The organism is Geofilum rubicundum JCM 15548 (assembly GCF_000974365.1).
Taxonomy (GTDB): Bacteria; Bacteroidota; Bacteroidia; order Bacteroidales; family Marinilabiliaceae; genus Geofilum; species Geofilum rubicundum.
Window position 1 is genome coordinate 17,822 of record NZ_BAZW01000007.1, and the last position, 26,277, is coordinate 44,098.

Here is a 26,277-nt window from a genome sequence, read left to right on the forward strand (position 1 = left end):
AACCATGAACAAAAAAAGATATAGTTGGTCAGCATTTCTGCTGATGTGCCTGCTTGTCGTTGGCGTTGCCTTTACCGGTTGTGACGAAGAAGATAAGGCAGACACCAATCAGATGAATACCGGGGCCATTGCATTGAATGCCTTCGGTCCCTCCCCTGCCATTCGCGGTGGTGAGTTGCGTTTTATCGGAACCAACCTGGATAAGGTTACCAGCATCGACTTGCCAGGAGCCGAAGGTATTACCGATATTACTGTGGTGGGGAATTACGAAATAAGGATCACCATTCCTCAAACGGCACAGCCCGGTTTGGTAGTCCTGAACACTCCGGATGGGAAGATCACTTCGAAAACGCCCATTGGCTATTCTGAACCCATTTCTATTTCAGGTATCGCTCCACTGGCTTTAAAAGCAGGCGAAGTGCTTACCATTGAGGGTGATTACCTGAATATTGTTGAAGAAATCATTTTTGCAGACGGTATTCATGTGCTAAAAGCTGATTTTGAATCGCAGGCCCGGGCTAAAATCGAGGTAAAAGTCCCCATGGAGGCCCAATCGGGCAAAGTAATTGTATCCGATGGTGCCGATTTGCTGTCAGATGGAGAAGAGATTCCTGCCTGGGTGTATTCTGAGGAGGAGCTGGATGTGACCTTGCCGGAAATAACAGCGGTAACACCCAATCCTCTGAAAGCGGGTGGTGTTTTAACCATTACAGGTGTCGATTTTGATCTGGTGCATAAGGTTATTTTGCCGGGCGGCGCAGAAATCGTGGTTGAAGATGCCACAACATCCATAGTTGTGGAAGACACTCCTGCCGATATCAAAGAAGGGATCATCACATTGGTGGCATTTTCCGGCGTAGAAGTCGAGTCGGAAGCCCTGGAGTTGGTGAAACCTGCCATTGCTTCCCTGTCAGCCACGACCGTTAAAAACGGCGCAGCTTTCACCATCAGTGGTACCCATCTGGATCTGGTAACCCGTGCGGAATTTCAAAATGGGAGCGTCGATGCAGCAGACTTTGTGGCCCATTCAGCGGAGGCCATTGAATTGACTCTGCCATTAACTTCAACCGACGGTGCTTTTGTTCTGCATACGGCTTCAGAAACCAGCACTTCTGGTGAAGCGCTTACGTTTGTGGTGCCAACACTCGCTTCTTTTGCCCCTGTAGAGGCTAAGCCTAATCAGTCGGTGGTGTTAACCGGTACCCATCTTGATTTGGTTTCTTCGGTGTGGTTGGGTGATACCGAGGCTGATATTAGTGGACAGACGGAAACAGAATTGACTGTAACCATAAATGTGGGGTCTGAGAGTGGTCCGATAACTGTTCTAACCGTGAATGGAACCGAAGTTAATTCGTCCACTGATTTCACCGTTTTAACCAATTTGCCGGATATCAGTGGTTATTTGCAATCCAAAGGGGTTCCTGGTGAAATTTTAACCATACAGGGAACAGATCTGCTTCTGATAAAGGAGTTGATATTCCCTGATGACATTTATGCCACGGCTTATGGCAGCAAGAGTGATACTGAAATTGAAGTTTACGTACCTGAAGAGGTCGTCACAGGAATGGGGACCATCCGGATGATTACCTATGAGGGAGAAGAGGGTAGTTTGCCTGAAGTTTTCCTGGGAGGAACCGATCCCGTTCAGGATGCCAGCTATGTCTTCTTTGATTTTGACACAAAGGGCTCCTGGTGGGGAAGTTACGGAGCAGTTGAGTCAGATCCTGCCCTCATGTTGAGTGGCAACTATTTCCGCATCAATGCTGACTTGCCGGGTGGCTGGAATGATTTCTTCTGGAGAAATGGTCGCAACGACTTTAAAACAGAGGATGTAACTGTTGCAGATTGGGTCATTAAGATGGATGTTAATGTTTTAGGAGATAAATCTCAGGATTTCAAATTCCGTCTCAATGGTTCGGATGGCGATTTTTGGGCCATCATTCCTGGATTTGAAAATAAGGGTGGTTGGTATACTGTGACCATCCCTTTGACCGATTTTTATGACCAGGATGGAACGGGTACGAATCAGTTACCCAACGTGCAAAACATCGATGCGGATTTCGGTCTGGCTACGCAGGTGCCGCTGGAGCAGTCAATATGTGCATCGACAATATACGCTTTGAAAGAAAATAGGAGCACCCTTCTTTAAGGACTATAGTAATAAAGAGCTGCCTCAGATGACCTCTAAGGCAGCTCTTGTCAATAATGGAAGCACTTATTGCTAATTGGAAAAATGGAATAATTATGAAATTTTGTTGGAAGCTTATTGTTGCTTTGCTTTTGTTGGTGGCTGCTTGTTCCAGTGAGTCAGAGATGAAGCATGAAGCACCCCTGTTCAAAAGCAGCTTTCCCGTCAACGGTTCAATGGATGTCCCGGTGGAGAGCCAGGTCACGGTCACTTTTGATGAGGTGGTAAAAGTTTCCGCCTCCCATGGTATTACGGTGAATGGCCATGCCGTCGAGGCCGCCGTCTCCACCGTGTCAATGACGACCATTGTGTTGGATGTTGCGATAGAACATGGTATGGAATATGTGGTTCGTGTCCCTGCAGGGGCTGTTGTCAATACCTTTGGAGTGTCATTGGAAAACCCGGTTGAGTTTAAATTCACAAGTAAGGCGGAAGTTGTTTTCACAATAGATGAGCACTTGGCAGTTTCCAACCCCTCATCCGAGGTCGTTAAGTTGTATAACTTTCTGAAGGAGCACTATGGCACCAAATCACTTTCCGGAGCCATGTCGCACGTCAGCTGGAACGTCAACGAAGCTGAATGGGTGAAACAACACACAGGTAAGTATCCGGCCATCGCTACGGTGGACTATATTCATCTCAATTATTCACCGGCCAACTGGATTGATTACCATCAAACGGGATTTCTGGAGGACTGGTGGGCGGCTAACGGATTGGTCAGTGCCGGTTGGCATTGGGTGGTGCCGCAGTCTGAAGCGGTTAGGGATGACCCATCTAAATATACTTATAAGCCAGATGAAACCACCTTTAGTGCGGCCAATGCGCTGGTAGAAGGTACCTGGGAGAATGAGTTGGTGAAAGCCGATTTGGAAGAAATGGCGGATTATCTGCTTTTGCTCAAAGAGAAGAACATCCCTGTGATATGGCGACCCTTGCACGAGGCCGCCGGCAATATTTATGAATACAACAACGGGACCGCCTGGTTTTGGTGGGGTGCCAAAGGCGCCACCCATTACAAGGCCCTTTGGATATACATGTTCGAGTATTTTGAATCACGGGGCCTCAATAACTTGTTGTGGGTATGGACCACCCAGACCAAGGACGACCCGTTTTATCCCGCGATGCCTATGTGGATATGATTGGACGGGATATTTATAACAATGGTTCCGAAACCGACATCGCTTCTCAGTTTAAGGCCATTCAGGATAGTTATCCGAATAAAATGGTCACTTTGAGCGAATTCGGAAATGTGGCGACTTTCTCCAGGCAGTGGGAGGCCGGTTGCACCTGGTCTTTTTTCATGCCCTGGTACGATTATAACCGCACACTGGAGCCTGGCTCTGCGGCTTTTGAAGGTGAAGACCATGAATTCGCCCCTGCTTCCTGGTGGAAAAATGCTGCTGCACATGAGGCGGTCCTGTGGCGCGAAGACCTGCCGGATTTAAAGTGATGAGGCGGCCAATCTTTCGTACAGCTATATTTTTGACCTGAAGGTGTTGCGCAGCAATAAAAAGTTTGGGTTTGAAGGTCATTTTTAAGGCGCAGATTCGTAGACTGCTTCCAGAGTGTAGGTGGGGTCATCGTTGGTGACCGCCCTGACCATCAGTTCAACAATCTCCTGGCCGTTGTTGATGAAGTTGCCGGTGGTGTGGTTAATGATGCCGAAGCATTCTTTGCCGGTATCGGGACTGCCGTTGTCCCAGTAGAAGGGGGCCATGCCGTAAGTGCGGGCGGCTTTGCAGATGTATTCCAGGTAATATTTTCTAAAATCCTCCGCACGTTTGGTACTGCGGTGTACGCTGCCCATTTCGCCGATATAAACGGGGATGCCACGGTCGATGTATTTATTTTTTAACTGGCTGAAAATTTCCCGGACATGGGCTTCATCGCCGGATTCGGCTTTTTTGTCGGCGGCGGCTGTGTGTCCCCATTCTGAGTATTTGTCCTCAATGGCATATTCATGGGGATCGTAATAATGCACCGATACGAGCAATCGGTTATTGACGGCATCGGAGGGAAGCTTCATGTGGTGGATGGTTAGATTCGGGCTGGTTACGTAGCCGGGTATGCCCAGGTAACGGTCGCTGTTAAGGCCACCGGTGGCGCGCACGGCATCGACAAATACTTGATTCCATTCATTCAGTACGGTATATTGTTTTCCGTTATCGGTAAGGTTGGCCCCCCAGCCCCATCCGCCGTCATGGATTTCGTTCATGGCTTCGAAAATCAGAAAGTGGTCTTTGTCCCTAAACTTTTCGGCTATCTGCGTCCATACCGCCCCGAGTTGGTCTTTGATTTGCTGGTTGACTTCGGCGTTGGTGGCGGCTTCTTTGATATTGAGCCAATGCTTGCTGTCGGCGCCATCGTGATGGATGTTGATGATGGCATTGAGACCGGCGGTTTCTGCGTAATCAACGACTTCTGCCACACGGTTTAGCCAGGCTGTGGCGAGGATGTAGTCGGGGGCCGGACCAATGTGGCCCAACCAGGTGATGGGGATGCGTACGGACCGGATGCCGGTGGCGGCTATTTTATCAAAGGCTTCCTGAGTGGTGGCCGCATTGCCCCAGATGGTCTCGTTGGCCACTCCGTTGGACCAGGCATCCAATTGGTTGCCCAGGTTCCAGCCCATGCCCAGATGTCGGGCAAAAGCCATGGCTGCTTCGGCGTTTTGGCCGGAGGGCTGACCCGCTTGTTGAACGACCAGATCTCTGGCATATTGATGGCCCAGGAGGGTGATTTTTGTCTGGCGGACTTCCTCGTTCTCATTGGGAGTGGTGCTGATGCTATATTGCTGCTCCTCGGAGGATTTGGCTTCCATAGGGGTTACGGTGCACCAGGCATCATTTGGACTGCTTATTTCGAGGGGGATGTTGGTTCGAATGGTCAGCGTTTCTGTTCCTCCGTCATGCGGGAAGGAGAATTCGGTGGGTGTCGGAACCACTTCGGGGGTAAGCAAGGGGTCATCTTCAGAACAGCCATGAATTAGAAGCATGGCAGCGACCAGAAGGACGCTTATTATAGGTCGCGCGTTTTGGATGGTTGGCGAGGTGGTCATAGTAAAAGCATTTGGTTCGACGAAGATAATATAATGGACGGGATGTAGGGTCTTTTTAATGTGTCTTCTTAATAATTGTGTGTTACAAATGCTTAGCTTTGCAAACATTTTTCTATGACCTATGCTTTCAATAAAAATATTTTTTAAGGAGCGGAAGTATTTTGCCCCTGCTTTTTTGTATGCCTGCTTTGCACTGGTCTTCAGCACATGGATCATTTATATTCCCTTTTTGGCTGAGAAACTGCAAATCAGTGAGGGGCAAATTGGGACCGCCCTGTTTTTTGGCTCAGTGGGTTCATTTGTGATGATTCCGGTGAGTAACCGACTGACGGATATATTGGGGGTGGGACGACAGTCTTTTTGGGGATTTATTCTTTATGGCACCTCCTTGTACGGGATTTTTTCCGCACCTACCTATTATTGGTTTTTAGCTGCGTTGTTTTATTATGGTATGATGAGTTCGGTGTTTGCCATTGCGGTAAATTCGTTGGTGGCAGAGGTTGAAAAACTGGCGGACAAATACATCATGACGGGGAGCCATGGATTTTGGAGTTTGGGGGGAATTGTGGGGGCTTCGACCGGAGGTTATCTGGCTGGTCGTTTTGGCATGCCAATGATACACTTAACGGTGCTACTGGCCCTATTGATAGGCGCGCAGATTTTTTTGCGACGCGAATACATGTCCATTAAAGGTGAAGCCAGAAAGAAGGGTGAAAGGCGTCATACACCCTGGAAGCCCTTGATGTTAATAGCGCTGATTGGTATGCTCATGATGGCTTCGGAAGGGGCCATTGCCGACTGGAGCGGACTTTATCTGAAGCAGGAGGTGCTGGTACAGGCAGAATTTTTGGGACTGGGTTATGCTTTGTTTGCGGGCGGTATGGCGGTCGGTCGGTTTACCGGGGATGCGCTGAGTTGGCGCTTTGGATCGTGGCGGCTTTTGCGGTCGGCCATAGCCCTTAGTCTTCTGGGTTTTGCGCTGGTGCTGACCACACAAACCCTGGTGGTGTTTGCCGGGTTTTTGGTAATCGGACTGGGTTTCTCGATTATTGTTCCGGAAATTTACCGCCTGGCTTCTAATGTGCCCGGAGTCCGCGCCGCCGATGGCATCTCTTTAATTGCGGCTTCTTCCAATGTGGGCTTTTTAGTGGGGCCGGTGGTGCTGGGTTTTGCGGCTGAATTGTATTCGTTGTATGCCAGTTTTATACTGTTGACGGGTTTTGTTCTGGTGGCTTTGTTATTCGCGGCCATACAGAAAAGGCGGTCGTAAATACCTTCCTGTTAATATGAACATGGAATTCTGTGAGATAGCGTATAAGCCTCAAAAAAGAGAAATGAGTTTGGGTCAAAGACTTCTGCGGATAGAATCAAAAGTTCTGATGTGTTGATATCTGCCGGGACAAGGGTTTACTTTACTGTACGCTTCAGGGTCTGGTAGTGGTACTGGAGGCCTGTTTTTTCGTCGGTAAAGGTTTCGGTTTTTTCTGTCTCGATCCATTCTTCCGCTTCAATGCCGGGGAACCAGGTATCGGTCTGTTCAAAGGCGTGATGAATGTGGGTGAAATAGAGGTGGGTGGCCAGTGGCAGAAAGGCTTTGTAAATTTCACCTCCGCCAATGATGAATATCTTTTCCTGATGTCGGGCCGTCCTTAGGGCTTCTTTGGCTGAGTGAACCACCGTGCAATCGGTCAACTCCAATGCGCTGTTTCGGGTAATAACAATGTTCTGTCGCTTGGGCAAGGCGCCCTTAGGCAAGGCCTTGAAAGTCTTTCGTCCCATGACGATGGCATGTCCCGTTGTTAATTGCCTAAACCGCTTTAGGTCGGCACTTATATAAGCGAGCTGATCGCCCTTGTTCCCAATGGCAAATTGTTGGTCAACGGCTACTACAATGGCAATTTCCATGCGTTTCAGTTGTTTCTAATGGTTATACGGCAATGGCTCCCTTGATGTGCGGGTGCGGATCGTAACCGGTGAGGGAAAAATCTTCATATTTAAAATCATCGATGGATTTTACCTCCGGATTGATCGTCATGGTGGGTAAAGGACGCGGTTCGCGGGTCAATTGTAATTTGACTTGTTCCAGATGGTTGCTGTATATATGGGCATCGCCCAGAGTATGGACAAAGTCGCCCGGCTGCAGTCCGGTGACCTGTGCCATCATCATGGTCAACAAAGCATAGGAAGCGATGTTAAAAGGAACACCCAAAAACAGATCGGCGCTGCGCTGATAAAGCTGACAGCTCAGTCGCCCATTGGCCACATAAAACTGAAACAGGATATGGCAGGGGGGCAGTTGCATCTCATCGATTTGTCCCACGTTCCAGGCACTTACCAAGTGCCGGCGCGAATCCGGGTTGTTTTGAATGGATTGGATGACCTGCTTGATTTGGTCAATGTGCCCTTTGTGATAGTCGGGCCACGACCGCCACTGGTAGCCATAAATGGGCCCCAGTTCGCCATCTTCCTTGGCCCATTCGTTCCAGATTCGGACGTTGTTGTCCTGCAGGTATTTAACATTGGTGCTGCCCATCATGAACCAGAGGAGTTCGTGAATAATGGACTTCAAGTGCATTTTTTTGGTCGTCACAAGCGGAAAGCCTTCAGAAAGGTTAAAGCGCATCTGGTGACCAAACACGCTGTAGGTGCCGGTCCCCGTACGGTCTTCCTTGTGTACGCCTTCGTCAATGACTCTTTGTAACAGGTTGAGATATTGCTGCATCTGATGGTATTATTTATCCTTGTTATTTGGCGGGTTGAAGGTCGATGACGGTGGATATCGGGTTGTGATCTGAATATTGAATCGGAAATGTTTCAAAATTATAGGCGTTGAATTCAGGGGCGTGGAAAATATAATCGATGCGGAAGGAGGGCAAGCGGCCATTGTAGGTTCCTCCGAAGCCTGAGCCCGATTCCTTGAAGGCGTCTTTGAGCGGCCCCCGCATGGTTTGGTAAACATAGGAGACCGGTGTGTCGTTAAAATCACCACATACGATGACCGGATAGGGCGAATTTCGGATGTGCCGCGCTAAAGCTTCTGCCTGATTGGAGCGCATATTGAAGGCCCGTGTCAACTTGGTGGAGATGTTGAGTAGCCCTTCTTTCTGGCTTTTGCTCATGATGAAGTCCAGACTGTCTAAAACGTTGAGATCATCATCCTTAAATCCAATGGATTCCAGATGCGTATTGAACACTCGGACAGTGGTGCCTTCTATATCGATGTCTGAAAAAATGGCCAGATTTCGGGAGTGGTCAAAGCGAATGGCCCCACCATCAATAATGGGATATTTGGAAAAAATGGCCAGTCCGTAACCGGTATTGCTTTATGCGTTTGCAAATATTCCACCCGTTTGTGGGGATAGGTTCTGAATTTGGCCGCCATGGCATTGGGCGCATACTCATCTCTTCTGAGGCTGGTGAAATATTCCTGAAAACAGATGATGTCGGGTGCTTGTCCCAATATGAAGTCAAATATTTTTTGAGGTGTTTCGGGCAGGCCGGAATGGTCATAAAAATCGAACATCCTGGTGTTATAGGACATGACCGAAATGGGTTTTTGCAGACTGCTGACAGTATCGATTTGGCGGGCTTTTAGCTGGAACACATCGGTCCAGTGCGAATAGGTGAGCGTTAACGCAATGGCGGGAATCAGAATCAACCAGCTTTTTCTAAAAACGAGCCATATGATTAAACCCAGATTGATGAGCCAAAGCGCCGGGAAAGCAAAGCCGGCAAAGGCTAAAAAGTGCAGTTTGGCCGGACTTAAATAGGCCGTACCCATGGAGCCCAGAAGGACGAGGGCAGCCAGAAGAACGATCAGGAGCGATATGGAATAGAAAAATTTATTCAAAGTTTTGTTGGCTTTGGTGGTTCTTTTAGTTTTCAAAAATCAGGGTTGTGGTCAATTTTCTTTACTGGCTTCAAACAGGGTTTTCTTTTCTGTGGCGCTCAAACTGTCATAGCCACTGATTTTTATCTTTTCGAGTATTTGATCGACTTGTTTTTGGCGGCGTACTTTTAAGGCATTGTATTCCAGATCAGACATGGGGCGTTTGTGGGTAACCGATAGTTGGCTCTTTTTTTTGAAGGGCCAAATGGGACCTTTGGGAGATTTTCCTGGTTGAGCGGTGCTCATCTTATGCACCGGGGCGCCTTTGGTGGCCCATTGCCATCCCAGCCAAAGGCCGGCTGCCGCACCGCCCAAATGGGCGAGGTGACCACCCGTGTTACTGAGATTGGAGATGCTGATTAAGTCGATAATGAGCGCAAAAAGGGCGATGTACTTCAATCGGACCGGTCCTATGAGTACCAGATAGACGGAAAAATCTGGCTGATACCGGGCCACTGCAAACAAGATGGCCATGGCCGAGGCGGAAGCGCCCATCAGTATGGATGTGTTGAAGCTACTGTAAAAGGCCGGTAGGAAGTTGAATGCCAGAAAATACAATAAGGCTCCCGATAAGCCGCCAATGATGTAAGTCTTTAAAAAGGGGCCCGGACCAATAATTTGTATAAACAATCGTCCGAACCAATACAGATATAGGACGTTGAACAGGAGGTGCAGAAAATCGAAATGCAGGAACATGTAGGTGAATGGCGTCCACGGGTGCGTTAAGAGCCGCACTGGTTCGGCCGGAATGCTGAAAAAAGCCAGCCATGGTTGCACCATGTCGGGCGAAAATCCGCCCAGCAGCATGAACAACTGGATGAATCTAAATGCCAGAAATACCCCTATGTTGATGTAGATCAACCGTGTCAGGATGGTTCCATGTCTGAAGGATGCCTTTATTTCACTGATTATGGACATGTCTGCAATTTAATAAATTCCTTTTTTTTGCCAGTATTTTATGAGGATAAAACCAAAAAGCATGCCGCCCAGGTGGGCAAAGTGGGCCACGTTGTCGAAAGAAAAATTGGCCACCCCCAGGAACAATTCTGCGATGCCATAAAAAATGACAAAATATTTGGCCTTGATGGGAATGGGAGGAAACAGCAGCATCAAACGGATATTGGGAAAGAGCATCCCAAAGGCCAACAGTATACCAAATACCGCCCCTGAAGCACCAACGGTCACCTGAGCATTGAGATAGTCGGTCCTGAATTGCATCAGCGATTGGCGGGCCACCTCCGGATTTAAGGTCTGGTTGGGTTCCAGATGGAAGAATACCTTAAGATTATCATAGGTGGGGTTGTTCATGGCTGTGGTGATGTCCTGCAGCATGGGCATGATCTCAATGTACTGGGTAATGATTTGAATGGTTGCGGCCCCCACACCGGTGGCCATATAGTAGATTAAAAATCGTTTGGAACCCCAGGTCGTTTCAAGCATGCGGCCGAACATGAACAGGGCAAACATGTTGAAAAAAACATGCCCAAAACCTGGGTAGGCGTGTAGAAACATATAGGTAATGAGCTGATGGGGACCAAACTTGTCGGCCATGGGCACATGCAGCCCCAGGTAATCCTCTATCCGGATGCCGTAAGAACTGTTGAGCATGATGCTGGCAAAAAAGACCAGCGCATTGATAATAAGCAGGTTTTTAACGACCGGGGTCATGCCGCCGAATGGTGAAGCTCCGTATCTCATTTTTTAATTATCTAAAAGGTTGTTGAACACCAACAATTAATGTTCCATTTAAGTTGTGTAAAGATAATGGAAGTCTGATTTACTTAAACCGTTTTTCCATTTCTTCATTCTCAATTATTGAAAAAACGGTTTGTCCGGACGATGTATACCCCGGCATACTGCATTGAAACAACTGTCCCACCAAATGGCTCATTTGGTCGCCCGACAGTCTTTCCCCAGCTTTCATACGCGCATTGCGGGCCATTATGGCCGCCATTTGTTCTTTTACTTCACTGGCGGCATCCACTTCCCCCGTTTTATAGGCTTCCAGCAAGTCCTCGAGGAGCTGGCTGGTGTTGACCTTGTCAAATTCTGAAGGAACACCTGACACGGTGAAGGTGTTGGTCTGGTTTTCTTTGATGTCAAAGCCGAAAACGGCCAAATCCGTTTGAATGTCGCGAATGAGTGCCGCGTCATCGGCACTGAAGTTAATGGCTTCGGCAAAGAGGACCTGCTGGGTGGTTGATTTTTGGGTTTGTATGATGCTGAGAAAGCGTTCAAACAAAATGCGCTCATGGGCCCTGCGCTGATCAATCACCATCAAGCCTGATTTAACAGGGGTTAATATGTAGCGGTTTTTTATTTGAAAATAGGTCGAATCCTGAATGGGGCGGTCTTCGGTATTATCGACAAATGATTCCTGCAGCGGGGTGTCGTTGCCCCTGGAAGCCAGCAGAATGGTTTCGGGTTCCTCATGGGTGTCCAAATGATTCGTTTCGGTTTGGAAGCCCTGATAAAGACTTTCCCAGTCTTTGGACGTCACCTCCCGCTCCCGGGTTTGAGCGGGTTCGGTATCAAAGGGATTGTAGTGCGGATTCACATGAATGCGCGGGGCAGTAACTTCCGTGTTTACACGTGAAGGAATGTCAATTTGTCCTTCGGTATCAAAATCAATGGAAGGCACAATGTTGTGTTTGCCTAGACTCTCACGTACGGAGGCGTTCAACACTTTCCATACCAGCTTTTCATCTTCGAATTTAATCTCCGTTTTGGTGGGATGAATATTCACATCAATCATTTCAGGGTCGATGTCGAAATAAAGAAAGTAGGAAGGATAGGCATCCGGTTGAATCAAATTGGCAAAGGCGTCCATGACGGCCTTATGCAGATAAGGATGCCGCATGTAACGGTTGTTGACAAAGAAAAACTGGTCGCCGGCCGTTTTTCTGGAACCCTGAGGGGTTCCGATAAATCCGTGAATGGAGATGACCGTGGCTTCGGTATTGACCGGAATGAGTTGGTTGTTGATGTGTCGGCCCATGACCCCCGCAATGCGCTGCCGGTAGTTGGCGGCAGGTAAATTCATCAATGGCTGGTCGTTGTGAGTTAAAACAAAGGCCACCTTTGGATTGGCCAGAGTGATGCGCTGAAATTCATGGATAATGTGGCGCAATTCCGTGGCGTTGGTTTTTAGGAATTTCCGACGTGCCGGCACATTGAAAAACAGGTTCTTAACCAGAAAGTTACAGCCGGTATCACAGGATATCGGTTCCTGCTTTTGAATACGGGAACCGGCTATTTCAATGTGGGTACCTAAATCATTATCCGGTGTTTTGGTTTTTAATTCTACCTGCGCAATGGCCGCAATCGAGGCCAGGGCTTCTCCTCTAAAACCCATGGTGCGCAGGGCAAAAAGGTCCACGGCCGCACTTATTTTTGAGGTGGCATGGCGCTCAAAGGCCATGCGCGCATCGGTTTCGGTCATGCCCGAACCATTGTCGATCACCTGAATAAGGGTGCGGCCTGCCTCTTTAACGATTACTTTAATTTCCGTGGCTCCGGCATCTATGGCATTTTCAACCAACTCTTTAATGACCGAGGCTGGTCGTTGTATGACCTCTCCGGCAGCAATTTGATTGGCTACCGAATCGGGTAACAGTTGAATAATATCCGACATGGGCGATGGTCTCTTTTTATAAAAACTGGCTGTACCAGTCGTATCCGGCATGTAAAAGGTAATAAAAAAGGGCCATAAGAGCCATTAAAATGATAATCAAACGGATGTTTGATTTCTTTCTGGCGCTTCGTGCCACTTCAAAATGACCCTTAATGCGACGGCCCATTTTTCCTTTAACCCGGTCTTTGAATTTTCCGGCTTCCTCTTCGTCCAGGGGTTTTAAACCCAATTCAATTCTGATATTTCGCTCTCTTTCCAGGCGTTCCTCTTTGGCCGAATCGTAGTAAATGGGTTCCGGACTGAATTTTCTGTGCTGGGGCAGCTTAATAAATGTAAACCTCATAATAATCGCATTTCTTTTTACAAAAATACAAAATAGTGGCGGGCTTTCCTGAAATAAATAATTTTATTAAATTGTGCAGAATAATTCTAACCCACATCAAAATGCTAGTTAAAACATTTGGAGCTGCGTTAACCGGAATCGATGCCATACTCATCACCATTGAAGTGGATATCTCGCGGGGTATCCGTTTTTTTATGGTCGGATTGCCCGATAATGCGGTTAAGGAAAGTCAGCAGCGCATCGAATCCGCTTTCAGGGTGTTCGCTTACGAATGGCCCGGAAAGCGGATTGTTATCAATATGGCTCCGGCCGATACCCGTAAGGAAGGGTCGGCTTACGATTTACCCCTGGCCATTGGTATTCTGGCTGGTGATGAGCAAATTTCACGCGATAAAGTAGCGGATTTTATGCTGATGGGGGAGTTGTCGCTCGATGGCAGTCTGAAAGCCATTAAGGGCGCATTGCCCATGGCCGTGCGGGCGCAAAGTGAGGGTTTTAAAGGACTGATTCTGCCCCGTGTCAATGCCCGTGAAGCAGCGGTGGTTGAGGGTCTGGAGGTTTATGGGGCAGAACATATCGGTGAGGTGGTCGGTTTTTTGAATGGAACGGGAAGCCTGGAGCGCACCATCGTTGATACCAACGCCGAGTTTCAAAAAGGGATGGCCACCTGCGACCTGGATTTTTCGGATGTAAAAGGTCAGGAAAGTGTCAAAAGAGCCTTGGAGGTGTCTGCGGCCGGTGGCCATAATCTACTTTTGATCGGAAGTCCGGGTAGTGGAAAGTCCATGTTGGCCAAGCGCTTACCAACCATTTTGCCGCCCCTGCAGTTGAAGGAGGCCCTGGAAACCACCAAGATTCATTCGGTGGCCGGTAAAATGGCCGGAAATGCCGCCTTGCTCACCCAAAGGCCCTTTCGGTCGCCCCACCATACCATCTCTAGCGCAGCCATGTCCGGTGGCGGGACCCATCCCCAGCCGGGAGAGATTTCTCTGGCGCACAACGGGGTTCTTTTTTTAGATGAGCTGCCGGAATTCAAGCGCTCGGTCTTGGAGGTGTTGCGTCAGCCGCTGGAGGATCGACAAATTTCCATTTCCCGGTCGCGTTATGCGCTGGACTATCCGGCCAGCCTGATGTTGGTCGCCAGTATGAATCCTTGTCCCTGCGGTTATTACAGCCATCCCGAAAAAGCATGCATCTGTTCGCCGGGTGTGGTTCAAAAATACCTGAGTCGCATTTCAGGTCCATTGCTCGACCGGATTGATTTGCATGTGGAAGTGGTGCCCGTTTCGTTTGAAAAACTGGCTGAAGCTCCAGTTTCTGAAAATAGTCTGGCGGTTCGGGACAGAGTGATGAAGGCCCGGAATATTCAATATAAGCGCTATCATCCTTACGAGGGGATTCATTGTAATGCGCAGATTAGCACCAAAATGCTGCGCCGGTTTGCAACACCTAATGAAGCCGGCGGTCGCCTGCTGAAAAATGCCATGGAGAAGCTGGATCTTTCTGCCCGGGCTTACGATCGCATTTTAAAAGTGTCGCGGACCATTGCCGATTTGGAAGGTTCAGAAGACATTCAGGCGCACCATGTAGCGGAGGCGGTTCAATACCGGAGTCTCGACCGTTCGGGCTGGGCCGGGTAAGTTTATTGTTTCTTAATATAAAAAGGTAGCTTTAATGCTTAAAATGCCTTTATTTTGCATTTTCAAATCATTGTATAATGCGTAAACCAAATAAAGTAACTCAAAAAGATATGTCTTCAAACAGTTTAATGGACCCGATAGGCCGTTTAATGGGGCTTCGCTATAAGTCACATCCCTGGCACGGTATAGATATTGGTAATGACGCTCCTAATTCCGTGATGTGTTTTATTGAGGTGGTGCCTACCGATACAATTAAATATGAAATCGATAAGGTGAGCGGGTATTTGAGAATCGACCGTCCTCAGAAGTATTCCAATGTGGTGCCTTCCTTGTATGGTTTTATTCCCCAAACCTATTGCGGCACCAATGTGGGGAAGTTCTGTGAAGAGAAAACAGGCAAGAAGGATATTAAAGGGGATGGCGATCCGCTGGATGTCTGTGTGCTCACCGAGAAGGATGTGATGCATGGCGATATTATTGCAGAGGTGATACCTATTGGCGGGTTTCGGATGATTGACGGGAATGCCGCGGATGATAAAATTATTTCTGTCTTGAAGGGGGATGTGGTCTATGGAGGGGTTACCAACGTGACAGAGCTTCCGGAACTGGTGCTGGAACGGTTGAAGCATTACTTTTTGACCTATAAGGACATGCCGGGCATGACCCGGGAATCTGAGATTACCCACACTTATGAAGCGGAGGAAGCGCGCCAGGTGATTAAGGAGTCGATGATCGATTATGAAGCCCGTTTTGAATCACTGAGAAATGCCTTGTCATCCTACTAAGAGCTTTTTGGGGACGATGGATCTGGTCGGTTGACCGAGCTAACGTTGTAACCATTAGATATTAGAAAACACAAAACCCCGGAATTTTCCGGGGTTTTGTGTTTTCTGGCAAGAGGCCTTCTTTCTGTTTTTAAAAATAAAGGGTCAAGGACAAGGCTTTCGAAGTTTTTGAATCCAAGGAGTCGCAGCATAGCGGAGTTCCGGTTCTCGGAATACAACATTTCGTAAATGACTGTTTCAAAAACTAGAATAACGTAGTATTTGGCGCTTTATTTTTAAAAACTAGGTGCCCAATCGTTGCAGACGCTTGTTCAGCCTTCTCAGTTTAAAGGTCTCAAAGTAGTGGATGATGCGACGTAAAATGTCCAGATACAGGGTGACGTAGAGCAGCAATACCCCCATCCACATGACCAGTACATTGAAAATTCCGGTGGGAATGAGTATGGGTCCCATTCTTTTGGAATGGGCGTAAAAATGAGCGCGGCCCCATTTGCTGGCGGGACTCTTGTATATGGGGTGCTTCCTTTGAATGTAATGGTCTTCATAGAACTCCAGTTGTCGAACCTCTTTTCTGTCCAGCACCCAATCGGCCAGGGCCTCATTGAAATGCTTTTGTTTGAGTGCCACCAGATGATCTATGGAGCCCTTCTCTTTTACCAGCTCTTCTATTTTTGAATCTTTGCGTGTTGAGTAATACTGGTACTCCCTGTTGTATTTGTTTTGAGCACTCAACAGCGTGTTCTCTATGGTGTTGCGCAAACTATCCGGATAGCTGCTGAGCTCTTCTTTGATTAAATCACGGGGCACCAGGTTGGGAATGTCCTTGTGGAATTGTTGCAAGGCTGCTGCCAGTGTTTTGCTGTGTTTCTTCACCGTTGAGGCATCGTTGCGTTCCGAAGCCCAATGGCAGGCATCATTGAGTTTAATGAGTTCAGGAATAAGTGTGCTGCCATAGTAGGAGCTCTGGCTCATGGCTTTTTCCTCTTCAAAAAAGTGCCTCTGATAGCGGTTGTTTTTGAATTGGGTGACCGCCAGTGCTTCGTAGGACCACCGGGTGATCATCAGGTCGCCAATCCGCGGCACAAATTCTTTGGAGGCGATGGAGGTGTGCAGTTTGTCGTAGTTGACAATGACACCGCTGAACAAAAGGTGGGGGACCAGAATGAGGGGAATGAGCACATAAATAGCGACGACTGAATTCAGACCACTGCTGATGTTGAGACCCAGCATATTGGCAAAGCAGGCGGTGGAAAAAATAATGGCCCAGTAGCTCAGGGTCATTCCTTCAATTTCAAGTATGGCGTTACCTATCAGGACAAAGCTCAACGATTGAACGGCCGATAGAATGAAAAGAACAAAAATCTTGCTGTTGAGGAAGCTAAACCGACTTAGATTAAGAAAAGATTCTCTTTTTCTGAGTCTTCTGTCGCGAATGATTTCCTCGGCACTCACGTTGAGACCTATAAACAGGGAAACAACTACGCTCATGAAGAGATAGGCCGGGACATTCACATTCTCCGAAAACAGATAAAGTTTGGGATCGTCCGGTGATCCAATCAGATACTTGGTAAAAAATCCCAGGATTAAAGCCAACAGGGGGGCCTCCAATATATTGATGGCCAGGTATTGCTTGTCCTTTAATTTCGACAGCGCGTCACGCATGGCAAAAATCCAGAACTGCTTCTTACGGTTGGGTATGCTGAACCAGTTTTTGGGAAGGGGCTCTTTTTTGGTCAGGTCGCGCTTGGACTTCCATTCAAATTTCTTTTCAAAATTCTCGAGGTACAGTTTGTACCAATCTTCGGGACTGACCTTGCGCTTCCGTATGAGCTTCCCATAGGGATTGACAATGCGGGCTTCAACAATCCGCAATGGCTGTTCCGTTTTAACATTGCCGCACACATAGCACTCCCGCTCCTCAGGATTAACATAGTTGGCCTCCCTTTTGAAATAGGCAATGGCATCCATGGGATTGCCGTTGTAAATAATGCGCCCCCCTTTGTCGATCATCAACAGTTTATCCAGCAACTTGTACAAATCGGAGGAGGTTGGTGAATGTTGATAACCACCAGCTTTCCTTTTAATACCTGACGTTTCAGCAGGAGCATGACCTTTTCTGAATCCATTGACGAGAGGCCCGAGGTGGGTTCATCCACAAACAGGATGGAGGGCTCGCGAATTAATTCAAGGGCAATGTTGAGGCGCTTTCTTTGTCCCCCGCTCAATATTTTATTCAATGGGGTTCCCACTACCAAATCCCGGGCTTCCACCAGATCAAAATCCTGGAGGGCATCCTCTACCAATTTCATTATTTTGTCCTTGGGGAGATCGCTGAAACACAGGCGTGCATTGAACCAGAGGTTCTCGAATACGGTGAGCTCTTCTTTGAGCAGGTCGTCCTGCGGCACATAACCGATGAGGCCGCGAAGCGACTCTTTTTCCTCAATCAGGTCAAAACCATTGATGATTATTTTGCCTGAACTGAGTTTGAAGTTGCCATTAAGTACGTTGAGCAAGGTCGATTTTCCCGTTCCACTGCCACCGATAATGCCCACAAGCTGACCGGACCGTCCCGTGAAACTAAAGGGATGGATGCCTATTTGGTTGTTGTTGAATTTGTAGGAAACATCAATGGCCCGGTAAATGATCCGGCCGGTTTCTTTTTGATGAATGAATTTCTCAGATACCCGACTGTAATACACAGGCGGCATCCGGGAGGTTTTGATCACGGACCCCACTGCAAGGGTGTAGGGGCGGTTGCGCTCAATTTTGTGTCCGTTCAGGTAAAGGTTTCTTTCTCCCGCATATCTGAAAATGTAAGTGTTGGTGCTGGTAACGTGCAACACCCATACAACGACCTGTTGTTTGGGATTGAATAAAAGTTTAATGTCGGGATGCGGTTTTTCATTTTCCCCGCTGACCAATAAGAGTAAATTCTTGTCGGGAACATCCAGGGGCTCCCGCAGTATGAAGTTTTTAAGATTGATATAGTCGGAGGGCTCAATTTTAAATTTGTTGGCCAGTAAATCCACAAAACGCACCTCTGCTTCCCCAATTTCCTCATCCTTTTTTAAAAAGTCCAGCAACTGGGAAAACAAAACGATTTTTGGTTCCTGTTCCAGTTCGGCATTGATTTTTGTGGCAATATTGTGAATTCTGGATTGATTGTCGTTGGTCTGCTTGTTCTTAAGTTCCTGGTTGTCGCTATATACTTCTGAGTGGTAGCGATTCAGGTAGACTTCAAAGCGTCCCAGATATTGCTCCACATATTCCTTGTTGAAGTGCTTGGAAAGAAAGTCCTGCACCAACAAATACCCACGACCGGTCTGCCGCTCCTTCTGCACATCGGTCAGGAGAGCAAAGAGTTGCATTAGTGCTTCCAGCAGGGTTTCACTCATGGTTGGAGTTGTGTTTGCAGGTAATTATTCCGGTTCCGGGGTGCCACAGAAACGGGCCCCTGTTTCAAACGGTGAAGTTAAGAAAAAAACAACAAAAAGGCGGTCCTTTTTGGGGACCGCCTTTTCAAAACTGTTCAGAAGCAACTGCTCTTTGCTTTGCTTTCTGTCAAAAAACCGGAGGGTGTCCGGTATCTTATTTTATAGAACGTTCAATGCCCATTTGAAGGCCTTCCAACTCGGCCAGACCTTTGAGTCGACCAATCAACGGATATCCCGGATTGGCGGGTTGGTTATAGTCATCCAGCATCTTGATGCCATGGTCGGGACGCACAGGCATACGCGTATCTTTTCTGCCCGACCGGATTCTTCGCCTTTGTTCCACTAGCAAGGCCTTAACCACTTCATACATATCCACCACGCCATGGATGTGTCCGTACTCATGAAAGCAACCATCCGGCAGTAATACGTTGTTGCGTAAATGTAGGAAGTGAATGCGGTCTCCGAACGATTGTATCATTTCCACCAGCTTGTCACTGCTGCGCACCGATAGCGAGCCTGTACAGAAATTGACGCCATTGGCATTGGCCTTATACTGATTGAGAATCCATTCAAAATCTTCCTGGGTGCTCACGATTCTGGGCAGTCCCAATACCGGAAATGGCGGGTCGTCCGGGTGAATGGCCAGATTTATGCCGCTTTCTTCGGCCACTGGTACCACTTTCTTCAGAAAATGGGCCAAGTGTTCGCGCAGCTGATCCCGGTCTATGGCTTTGTAGGTATCGATAAAGCTCAAAAAGGCCTTTTTGTAATCCGGCGTAGCGCCATCCACTACCCCATCGATAAAGCCTTGTGTCACCACTATGATGTTGTAGGCCAGTTTTTCGGCTTCCTCAGCGGTCATTGTTTTAAAGCGGTCACGTGCTTTTTCCACGATTTCCGGGGGATAATCGGATTCGGCACCGGGCCGCCGGAGGATGAAAGCATCGAAAGCCACAAAGGTGGGGAAATCGAAATACATCACTTCCCCTCCGGAAGGCAGCGTGTAGTGCAAATCCGTTCGCACCCAGTCCAGCACCGGCATAAAATTGTAGACCACCGTATCGATGCCGCACTGTCCCAAATTACGCAGTGATTCCTGATAATTGCTTATCAGCCGGGAACAGTTGGCCGATTGGGTTTTAATGCCTTCCGATACCGGAAGACTTTCCACCACGCTCCAGCGCATACCATGTGCCTCAATGAGCGATTTGGTTTTCATGATTTCTTCAACGGGCCACACTTCTCCGTTGGGGATGTGGTGCAAGGCCGTCACGACCCCTTCGATCCCCATCTGTTTCAAATCCGATAGTTTTACAGCGTCTTTTTCGCCAAACCATCGCCATGTTTTTTCAAAAGCCATATTGGATGCTGTTAAATTAGACCCCGCTGAAAGCGCTGAAGCCTCCGTCAACCGGGATGATGGTGCCAGTGATGAAGCTGGCTGAATCACTGCAGAGGAATTGCACGATGCCGTTGAGCTCCGTGATGTCACCGAATCTTTTCATGGGCGTACGGGCGATGACTTTTTTGCTGCGTTCGGTGTAGCTGCCATCGGGATTGATCAGTACCGCCCGGTTTTGGTCGCCGATGAAAAATCCGGGCGCAATGGCGTTGACCCTGATTTTCTCATCAAATTGGATGGCCATTTCCATGGCCATCCACTGGGTGAAAATATTAACGCCGGTCTTGGCCACCGAATAACCGGGAACCCTTGTAATGGCCGAGTAGGTGGCCATGGATGAAATATTGATGATGCTGCCCTTGCCTTGACGGGCCATGGCTTCACCAAATACAATGGACGGATAAACCGTGCCGTTCAAGTTGAGGTCGTTCACTTTGTTGAAATCTTCAAATTTCATATCGAAGACCGTTTGTTCTTCCGTGAGGGTGGCACCGGGCATATTGCCACCTGCGGCATTCACCAAAATATCGATACGTCCCCACTTGTCCAGAATCTGCTGGCGTACGTTTTTTAAGCTGTCCCGGTCCAGCACATTGCAAACCAGGCCGATGACTTCACCGGCATCTTTTAAATCGGCTATTTTGGCGTCCAGGGCTTCCTGACGGATATCCAGAATGACGACTTTGACACCTGCTTCCAGAAGACTTTTAGAAATACTGCTTCCCAAAACACCTCCACCACCTGTTACTACCGCAATACGGTCAGCCAGATCAAATTGGTTATTGCTCATAATATGCTAATTTTAGTATTTGTGATGTTAACCTGAAAATTTCGTGATGAAAATTAATGAAACAATGGACGACTTAGTCAAAGGAAGATCAGCGTAGCCTGTCATCAGGTTGTCAATTTATTGCTAACTGTTTTTGCCGTGAATTGTTTGGGCTGACAGGCTCTACAAAGATAGGGGTTTTGCTATGTCGGAACAAATACTTATTTTGCATCCAGTAATGAATTATTTGCCAAAAAATCTATCATGCCGAAAAGTCCATCCACGATCATGCACGAGCAGGTGCTTTTACCCGGCAACAGCCCCATCAGGGTCAAGTGGAATGATTTCCCCCATTTCACCTTTCCCTGGCATTTCCATGATGAAATGGAAATTGTGTATGTGTTGAAAAGTCAGGGCACCCGTTTCATTGCCGATAGTATGGAGTCCTTTGCCGAAGGCGATTTGGTGATGGTGGGCAGTCAGGTCCCCCATTACTGGAAGAACCATCAGGAATACTACCAGGAGGCATCCGGTTTACGCGTGAATGCGGTAGTGGTGCAGTTTGCCAAAGATTTTATGGAAAAATCAATTCAGAATTATCCCGAAATGGTACATCTTAAACATCTTTTTGACCGTTCCATGCTGGGCATTCATTTTGCCATGCCGGCCAACCGTGAAATAGGAGAAAAGGTGAAAGCCTTATATGGTTTAAAGGGCTTTAGGCGCATGATGGGGCTGTTGGAAGTTTTGGACGCCATGGCCCATTCAAGCGACTATCGTTTACTGGCCACGGCCGATTATCATTTAAACCCACTAAATGTGAATGATTTTAGAATTGAGAAGGTTTTGAATTATATCAACCTTAACTATACCGGTAACATATCTCTTTCAGAAATGGCCCGTCAATTTGGTATGAATATTTCTTCCTTCAGTCGTTATTTTAAATTAAAGACCGGGAAAACGCTCATTCGCTACATCAATGAAATGCGTATCGGATACGCTTGCAAGCTTTTGCAGGAAAATACCCAGTCGATTTCCCAGGTGTGTTATGAAAGCGGATTTAACAATGTATCCAATTTTAATCGCTTCTTTAAGGAGAAGATGGGGGTCACACCAAGAGAGTATGTTTCTGCATTTCAATAGGATAATAGTGTTTTGGTAGATTTTAAAGCAAAAAAGGTGATGGATCTCCCGGGTTATATCAAAGGATTTGTTTATCCCCATTAATCCTTATCTTTGTATCTTACCGCAAAACAATGATCTGACCGGAATTAGGAAGACGCATTCCTTTTAATGGAAAGCGCCTGAAAAATTTATCGGGTATTAGGGGGACATTGCTTTGTATATCTAAGTCGGAACAGATAATTTAAATCACATTTTGAAATGACCAGAACGGAATTATTACATAAGGCCGCCCGGGAGCGCATTCTCTTGTTGGATGGAGCCATGGGGAGTCTTATTCAGCAATATAAGTTAACGGAAGAAGGATTCAGAGGTGAGCGATTTACGCAGCATCCCTCAGCTGTTCAGGGCAACAACGATCTCTTGTCTTTGACGCGACCAGATATCATTTCAGCCATTCATGAGCAATATCTGGAGGCTGGTTCAGACATTATAGAGACCAATACCTTTAATGCCAACAGCATTTCTCAGGCCGATTATCAGATGGAGGATCTGGTTTACGAGCTGAACAAAGCCTCAGCGGCCCTGGCCGCAGAAGCTGCCAGGAAGTTTTCCACGGCCGACAAGCCCCGCTTTGTCGCCGGTCCATGGGACCCACCAACAAAACAGCCTCGCTGTCACCCGATGTGAATAATCCCGGTTACAGAGCCGTGACCTTTGATGATCTGGCCGATGTTTATGGTGCCCAGGCCGCCGGTCTGCTCGACGGAGGCGTGGATATACTGTTGCTCGAAACCATTTTTGATACCCTCAATGCCAAGGCAGCGCTCTATGGTATCCAGCGCGAATTGCGTCGTCGCGGAATAGAAGATTTTCCCGTCATGGTATCAGTGACCGTAGCCGATGCCAGTGGCCGTACCTTGTCGGGTCAAACCATGGAGGCCTTCATTATTTCTGTTTCGCACATGCCTCTCTTTTCCATAGGACTGAACTGTTCCTTTGGGGCATCGGACCTACGCTTGTATGTGGAGGAACTGGGTCGTAAGGTGCCCTTTTATGTGAGTGCCTATCCCAATGCGGGACTGCCCAATCAGTTTGGGGAGTATGATGAAACGCCGGATGAAATGGCGCCACAGATATTGGATTATCTGAAGCAGGGACTGGTGAATATTATTGGCGGATGCTGTGGTACAACACCGGAACACATCGCTGCTTTTGCCAAATTATTGAAAGACGGAGAACCGCATGTGCCCACACAGTTAGAGAAAACGACACGGATCAGCGGACTGGAGCCCTTGGTCATTGATAAAATGACCAATTTTGTGAATATTGGTGAGCGGACCAATGTGGCGGGTTCCAAAAAGTTTGCCCGTCTCATTCGGGAAGAAAAGTATGAAGAGGCCCTGACCGTAGCTCGTGATCAGGTAGATGGCGGTGCACAGGTGATTGATGTGAACATGGATGATGCCATGCTGGAAGCCAAAAAAGAAATGGTGACCTTTTTGAATCTGATGGGGGCTGAACCTGAGATTGCACGCCTTCCGGTTATGATTGATTCTTCGTTGGGAGGTGTTGGAGGCCGGACTAAAATGTATGCAGGGCAAATCGGTGGTTAACTCCATCAGTCTGAAAGAAGGCGAGGCGCAATTTCTTGAGCAAGCCTCTGTGATTAAAGATTATGGTGCCGCAGTGGTCGTGATGGCTTTTGATGAATTGGGGCAGGCCGACAGCTATGATCGCCGCATAGAAATATGCCAACGGGCTTACGATCTGTTGACGCAAAAAATCGGCTTTCCGCCGGAAGACATCATCTTTGATCCCAATGTTCTGGCGATTGCTACGGGTATTGAAGAGCACAACAATTATGCGGTGGATTACATTAATACCGCCCGTTGGATAAAAGAAAATCTGCCCTATGCCCGCATCAGTGGCGGTGTAAGCAATCTATCCTTCTCCTTTCGTGGTAACGACCGGGTTCGGGAAGCCATCCATTCCGTCTTTTTGTATTATGCCATTCAGGCCGGTATGGACATGGGAATTGTGAATCCGGGCATGTTGCAGATTTATGATGAAATTGAACCGGATTTACTGGAGTTGGTCGAGGATGTGGTGCTGAACCGTCGGCCGGATGCCACGGAAAGACTCATCGAAAAGGCCGAAAGTTATAAGGCTGAGAAGGATGGTACTGTGGCAGCTGCCAAGGATGCCTGGCGTTCGGAATCACTCGAGAAGCGACTTCATCACAGTCTCATTAAAGCATTGCCGATTACATTGAAGAAGATTTGGCCGAGGCGCGCACCAAATATGAGTTTGCCCTCGATATTATTGAGCAGCCCCTCATGGATGGCATGAACATCGTGGGGGAACTTTTTGGTTCTGGAAAAATGTTTTTGCCCCAGGTGGTCAAAACCGCCCGCGTCATGAAAAAGGGCGTAGCCTGGTTGCAGCCCTACATTGAAGAGGAAAAGCGGGCCTCTGGCAATGCGGCTAAAAAAGCCGGACGCATTTTAATGGCCACGGTAAAAGGGGATGTGCACGATATTGGTAAAAATATTGTGGGGGTTATATTGGCCTGCAACAATTATGACGTGATCGACCTCGGCGTGATGGTGCCCACCGATAAAATCCTTCAGGAGGCCATCGATCAGGAAGTGGATATTATTGGATTGAGTGGCTTGATTACCCCCTCCCTCGAGGAAATGGTGAATGTGGCCAGAGAAATGGAGCGTCGAAAAATGAAGCTGCCCCTTTTAATTGGTGGCGCTACGACCTCAAGTGTGCACACGGCCGTCAAAGTGGACCCGGTGTATTCGGGACCGGTGGTTCATGTGAAAGATGCCTCCAAAAGTGCCCAGGTGGTTGGTGCCCTGCTGTCGGAACGCGACAACAAAGGTTTTACGGATAAAGTCGCCGCAGATTACGAACAGCTCCGACAGGCCAACAGCAATAAGAAACAACGCCAGTATCTCTCATTGCGTGAGGCCCGAAATAGGAAATATGAGATTGATTGGGCCAATACCACTTTGGTGACACCGCCAAAACCCGGTCTTCATGTCTTTGAGGATTATTCCATTGCAGATATTGTTCCTTTTATCGACTGGACCTTCTTTTTCCATGCCTGGCGGCTCACTGGAAGCTATGATGGCATGGATGCGGTGGTGGATGAAAAATCCAGAAAGGAATGGCTCAAACGATTTAGTACAGAAGAGTCCAGAGATAAAGCCAATGAAGCCCTGAAGTTGTATGCCGATGCTCAAGCGATGCTGGAGCGCATGCAGAAGGATAAAATGGTCACACCACGGGCCGTGTTTGGCTTGTTTCCTGCCAATGCTGTTGGGGATGATATAGAGGTATATAGCCCCGACAATAAAGCGGAAGTGCTGGCCACCTTCCATCACATTCGTGAGCAACAATCCAAACCCGGCAAAGAGCACTATTATTGTCTGGCCGATTTTGTGGCGCCTAAGTCCAGCGGCCAAACCGATTACATAGGCGGCTTTGCGGTGAGTGCCGGTCACGGCATTGAGCCATGGATAGAGGCGTTTGAAGCCGATGACGATGATTACAATGCCATCTTGCTGAAGCTTTGGCCGATCGTTTGGCGGAAGCGCTTGCTGAATTGATTCATTTCAGGGTTCGTAAAGAGTTCTGGGCTTATGCACCAGACGAGGTTTTCAATCACGCTGATTTTATCCGGGAGCGCTACCGGGGCATACGACCCGCCTTGGGCTACCCCGCTTGTCCCGATCACAGTGAAAAGCGCACGCTTTTCAATCTGTTGAAGGCAGAAGAGCAGGTCGGCATTACCCTGACCGAGCATTTCAGCATGTTTCCCAATGCATCGGTGAGTGGTATTTACCTGGCCCACCCCGAAGCCATTTATTTTGGCGTCGGAAATATTCAGAAAGACCAGGTGGAAGATCTGGCCAGACGCAAAGGCGTTTCCGTCGAAGAAGTCGAGAAATGGCTGCCCACCAATCTGGCTTATTTGTAGCACATTAAAAACCGTT

General features: G+C 47.9%; 20 protein-coding genes and 2 pseudogenes. 9 read left to right on the forward strand and 13 right to left on the reverse strand.

The features are described from left to right. Positions 1–4 precede the first annotated feature (4 nt). The 3 genes from JCM15548_RS05405 (at position 5) to JCM15548_RS23130 (ending at position 3,638) form a co-directional block, all read left to right on the forward strand. Positions 5–2,149: a glycan-binding surface protein gene (locus tag JCM15548_RS05405; protein ID WP_062123062.1), complete on the forward strand. Its 2,145-nt coding sequence runs from the start codon at positions 5–7 to the stop codon at positions 2,147–2,149. 95 nt (positions 2,150–2,244) lie between these two features. Next, the gene (locus JCM15548_RS05410) at positions 2,245–3,327 is read left to right on the forward strand and encodes a glycosyl hydrolase (protein ID WP_227625507.1); all 1,083 of its coding nucleotides are present in this window, start codon (positions 2,245–2,247) and stop codon (positions 3,325–3,327) included. Continuing rightward, positions 3,270–3,638: a glycosyl hydrolase gene (locus JCM15548_RS23130; protein WP_227625508.1), complete on the forward strand. Its 369-nt coding sequence runs from the start codon at positions 3,270–3,272 to the stop codon at positions 3,636–3,638. The genes JCM15548_RS05410 and JCM15548_RS23130 overlap by 58 nt, the downstream gene beginning before the upstream one ends. An 84-nt stretch (positions 3,639–3,722) precedes the next feature. On the opposite strand, the gene JCM15548_RS05415 is transcribed toward JCM15548_RS23130, so the two are convergent. Further along, entirely contained in the window at positions 3,723–5,246 is a 1,524-nt protein-coding gene (locus JCM15548_RS05415) for a cellulase family glycosylhydrolase (protein ID WP_062123064.1), read from the reverse strand. Positions 5,247–5,367: 121 nt separating this feature from the next. Here JCM15548_RS05415 and JCM15548_RS05420 point away from each other — a divergent pair, with 121 nt between their 5' ends. Further along, complete coding sequence (locus tag JCM15548_RS05420; protein ID WP_062123066.1) at positions 5,368–6,516, forward strand: MFS transporter; 1,149 nt, start codon at positions 5,368–5,370, stop codon at positions 6,514–6,516. 137 nt (positions 6,517–6,653) lie between these two features. On the opposite strand, the gene JCM15548_RS05425 is transcribed toward JCM15548_RS05420, so the two are convergent. The 8 genes from JCM15548_RS05425 to JCM15548_RS05455 form a co-directional block, all read right to left on the reverse strand. Then, the gene (locus tag JCM15548_RS05425) at positions 6,654–7,151 is read right to left on the reverse strand and encodes a dihydrofolate reductase (protein WP_062123068.1); all 498 of its coding nucleotides are present in this window, start codon (positions 7,149–7,151) and stop codon (positions 6,654–6,656) included. A 22-nt stretch (positions 7,152–7,173) separates the two neighbouring features. After that, a complete protein-coding gene (locus JCM15548_RS05430; RefSeq protein ID WP_062123070.1) occupies positions 7,174–7,968 on the reverse strand; it encodes a thymidylate synthase in 795 nt (264 codons plus the stop codon). 22 nt (positions 7,969–7,990) lie between these two features. After that, the gene (locus JCM15548_RS23135; protein WP_227625520.1) at positions 7,991–8,551 is read right to left on the reverse strand and encodes an endonuclease/exonuclease/phosphatase family protein; all 561 of its coding nucleotides are present in this window, start codon (positions 8,549–8,551) and stop codon (positions 7,991–7,993) included. Further along, positions 8,458–9,132 carry an exonuclease/endonuclease/phosphatase family protein gene (locus JCM15548_RS23140; protein WP_227625509.1) on the reverse strand — a complete coding sequence of 225 codons (675 nt, stop codon included), beginning with the start codon at positions 9,130–9,132 and terminating at the stop codon, positions 8,458–8,460. The genes JCM15548_RS23135 and JCM15548_RS23140 overlap by 94 nt, the downstream gene beginning before the upstream one ends. Positions 9,133–9,147: 15 nt before the next feature. After that, a complete protein-coding gene (locus JCM15548_RS05440) occupies positions 9,148–10,053 on the reverse strand; it encodes a rhomboid family protein (RefSeq protein WP_062123073.1) in 906 nt (301 codons plus the stop codon). 9 nt (positions 10,054–10,062) lie between these two features. Further along, positions 10,063–10,833 carry a rhomboid family intramembrane serine protease gene (locus JCM15548_RS05445; protein ID WP_062123078.1) on the reverse strand — a complete coding sequence of 257 codons (771 nt, stop codon included), beginning with the start codon at positions 10,831–10,833 and terminating at the stop codon, positions 10,063–10,065. 79 nt (positions 10,834–10,912) lie between these two features. Then, complete coding sequence (mutL, locus tag JCM15548_RS05450; RefSeq protein WP_227625510.1) at positions 10,913–12,820, reverse strand: DNA mismatch repair endonuclease MutL; 1,908 nt, start codon at positions 12,818–12,820, stop codon at positions 10,913–10,915. Beyond that, positions 12,786–13,112: a hypothetical protein gene (locus JCM15548_RS05455; protein ID WP_062123082.1), complete on the reverse strand. Its 327-nt coding sequence runs from the start codon at positions 13,110–13,112 to the stop codon at positions 12,786–12,788. The genes mutL and JCM15548_RS05455 overlap by 35 nt, the downstream gene beginning before the upstream one ends. A gap of 101 nt (positions 13,113–13,213) precedes the next feature. On the opposite strand from JCM15548_RS05455, the gene JCM15548_RS05460 reads away from it, so the two are divergent. Together JCM15548_RS05460 and JCM15548_RS05465 are read left to right on the forward strand one after the other, a co-directional pair. Continuing rightward, positions 13,214–14,752: a YifB family Mg chelatase-like AAA ATPase gene (locus JCM15548_RS05460; protein WP_062123384.1), complete on the forward strand. Its 1,539-nt coding sequence runs from the start codon at positions 13,214–13,216 to the stop codon at positions 14,750–14,752. A gap of 77 nt (positions 14,753–14,829) precedes the next feature. Then, positions 14,830–15,537 (forward strand): inorganic pyrophosphatase, encoded by a 708-nt coding sequence (locus tag JCM15548_RS05465; RefSeq protein WP_227625511.1) that lies wholly within the window; start codon positions 14,830–14,832, stop codon positions 15,535–15,537. Positions 15,538–15,819: 282 nt separating this feature from the next. On the opposite strand, the gene JCM15548_RS23145 is transcribed toward JCM15548_RS05465, so the two are convergent. The 4 genes from JCM15548_RS23145 to JCM15548_RS05480 form a co-directional block, all read right to left on the reverse strand. After that, positions 15,820–17,574: an ABC transporter permease gene (locus tag JCM15548_RS23145; protein WP_227625512.1), complete on the reverse strand. Its 1,755-nt coding sequence runs from the start codon at positions 17,572–17,574 to the stop codon at positions 15,820–15,822. Continuing rightward, complete coding sequence (locus tag JCM15548_RS23150; RefSeq protein WP_227625513.1) at positions 17,547–18,935, reverse strand: ATP-binding cassette domain-containing protein; 1,389 nt, start codon at positions 18,933–18,935, stop codon at positions 17,547–17,549. The genes JCM15548_RS23145 and JCM15548_RS23150 overlap by 28 nt, the downstream gene beginning before the upstream one ends. A gap of 193 nt (positions 18,936–19,128) precedes the next feature. Continuing rightward, positions 19,129–20,334, reverse strand: a complete 1,206-nt coding sequence (uxuA, locus tag JCM15548_RS05475) for a mannonate dehydratase (RefSeq protein WP_062123087.1) — start codon at positions 20,332–20,334, stop codon at positions 19,129–19,131. Between the two features lie 16 nt (positions 20,335–20,350). After that, positions 20,351–21,166, reverse strand: coding sequence for an SDR family oxidoreductase (locus JCM15548_RS05480; protein ID WP_062123089.1), 816 nt, complete (start codon positions 21,164–21,166; stop codon positions 20,351–20,353). 243 nt (positions 21,167–21,409) lie between these two features. On the opposite strand from JCM15548_RS05480, the gene JCM15548_RS05485 reads away from it, so the two are divergent. The 3 genes and pseudogenes from JCM15548_RS05485 to JCM15548_RS26580 all read left to right on the forward strand — a co-directional run bounded on the left by JCM15548_RS05485 (position 21,410) and on the right by JCM15548_RS26580 (position 26,261). Continuing rightward, positions 21,410–22,288 carry an AraC family transcriptional regulator gene (locus JCM15548_RS05485; RefSeq protein WP_083984985.1) on the forward strand — a complete coding sequence of 293 codons (879 nt, stop codon included), beginning with the start codon at positions 21,410–21,412 and terminating at the stop codon, positions 22,286–22,288. Positions 22,289–22,591: 303 nt separating this feature from the next. Then, positions 22,592–24,619: pseudogene (locus tag JCM15548_RS26575) on the forward strand (homocysteine S-methyltransferase family protein). After that, a pseudogene (locus JCM15548_RS26580) lies at positions 24,550–26,261 on the forward strand (vitamin B12 dependent-methionine synthase activation domain-containing protein). The pseudogenes JCM15548_RS26575 and JCM15548_RS26580 overlap by 70 nt, the downstream one beginning before the upstream one ends. Positions 26,262–26,277 lie beyond the last annotated feature (16 nt).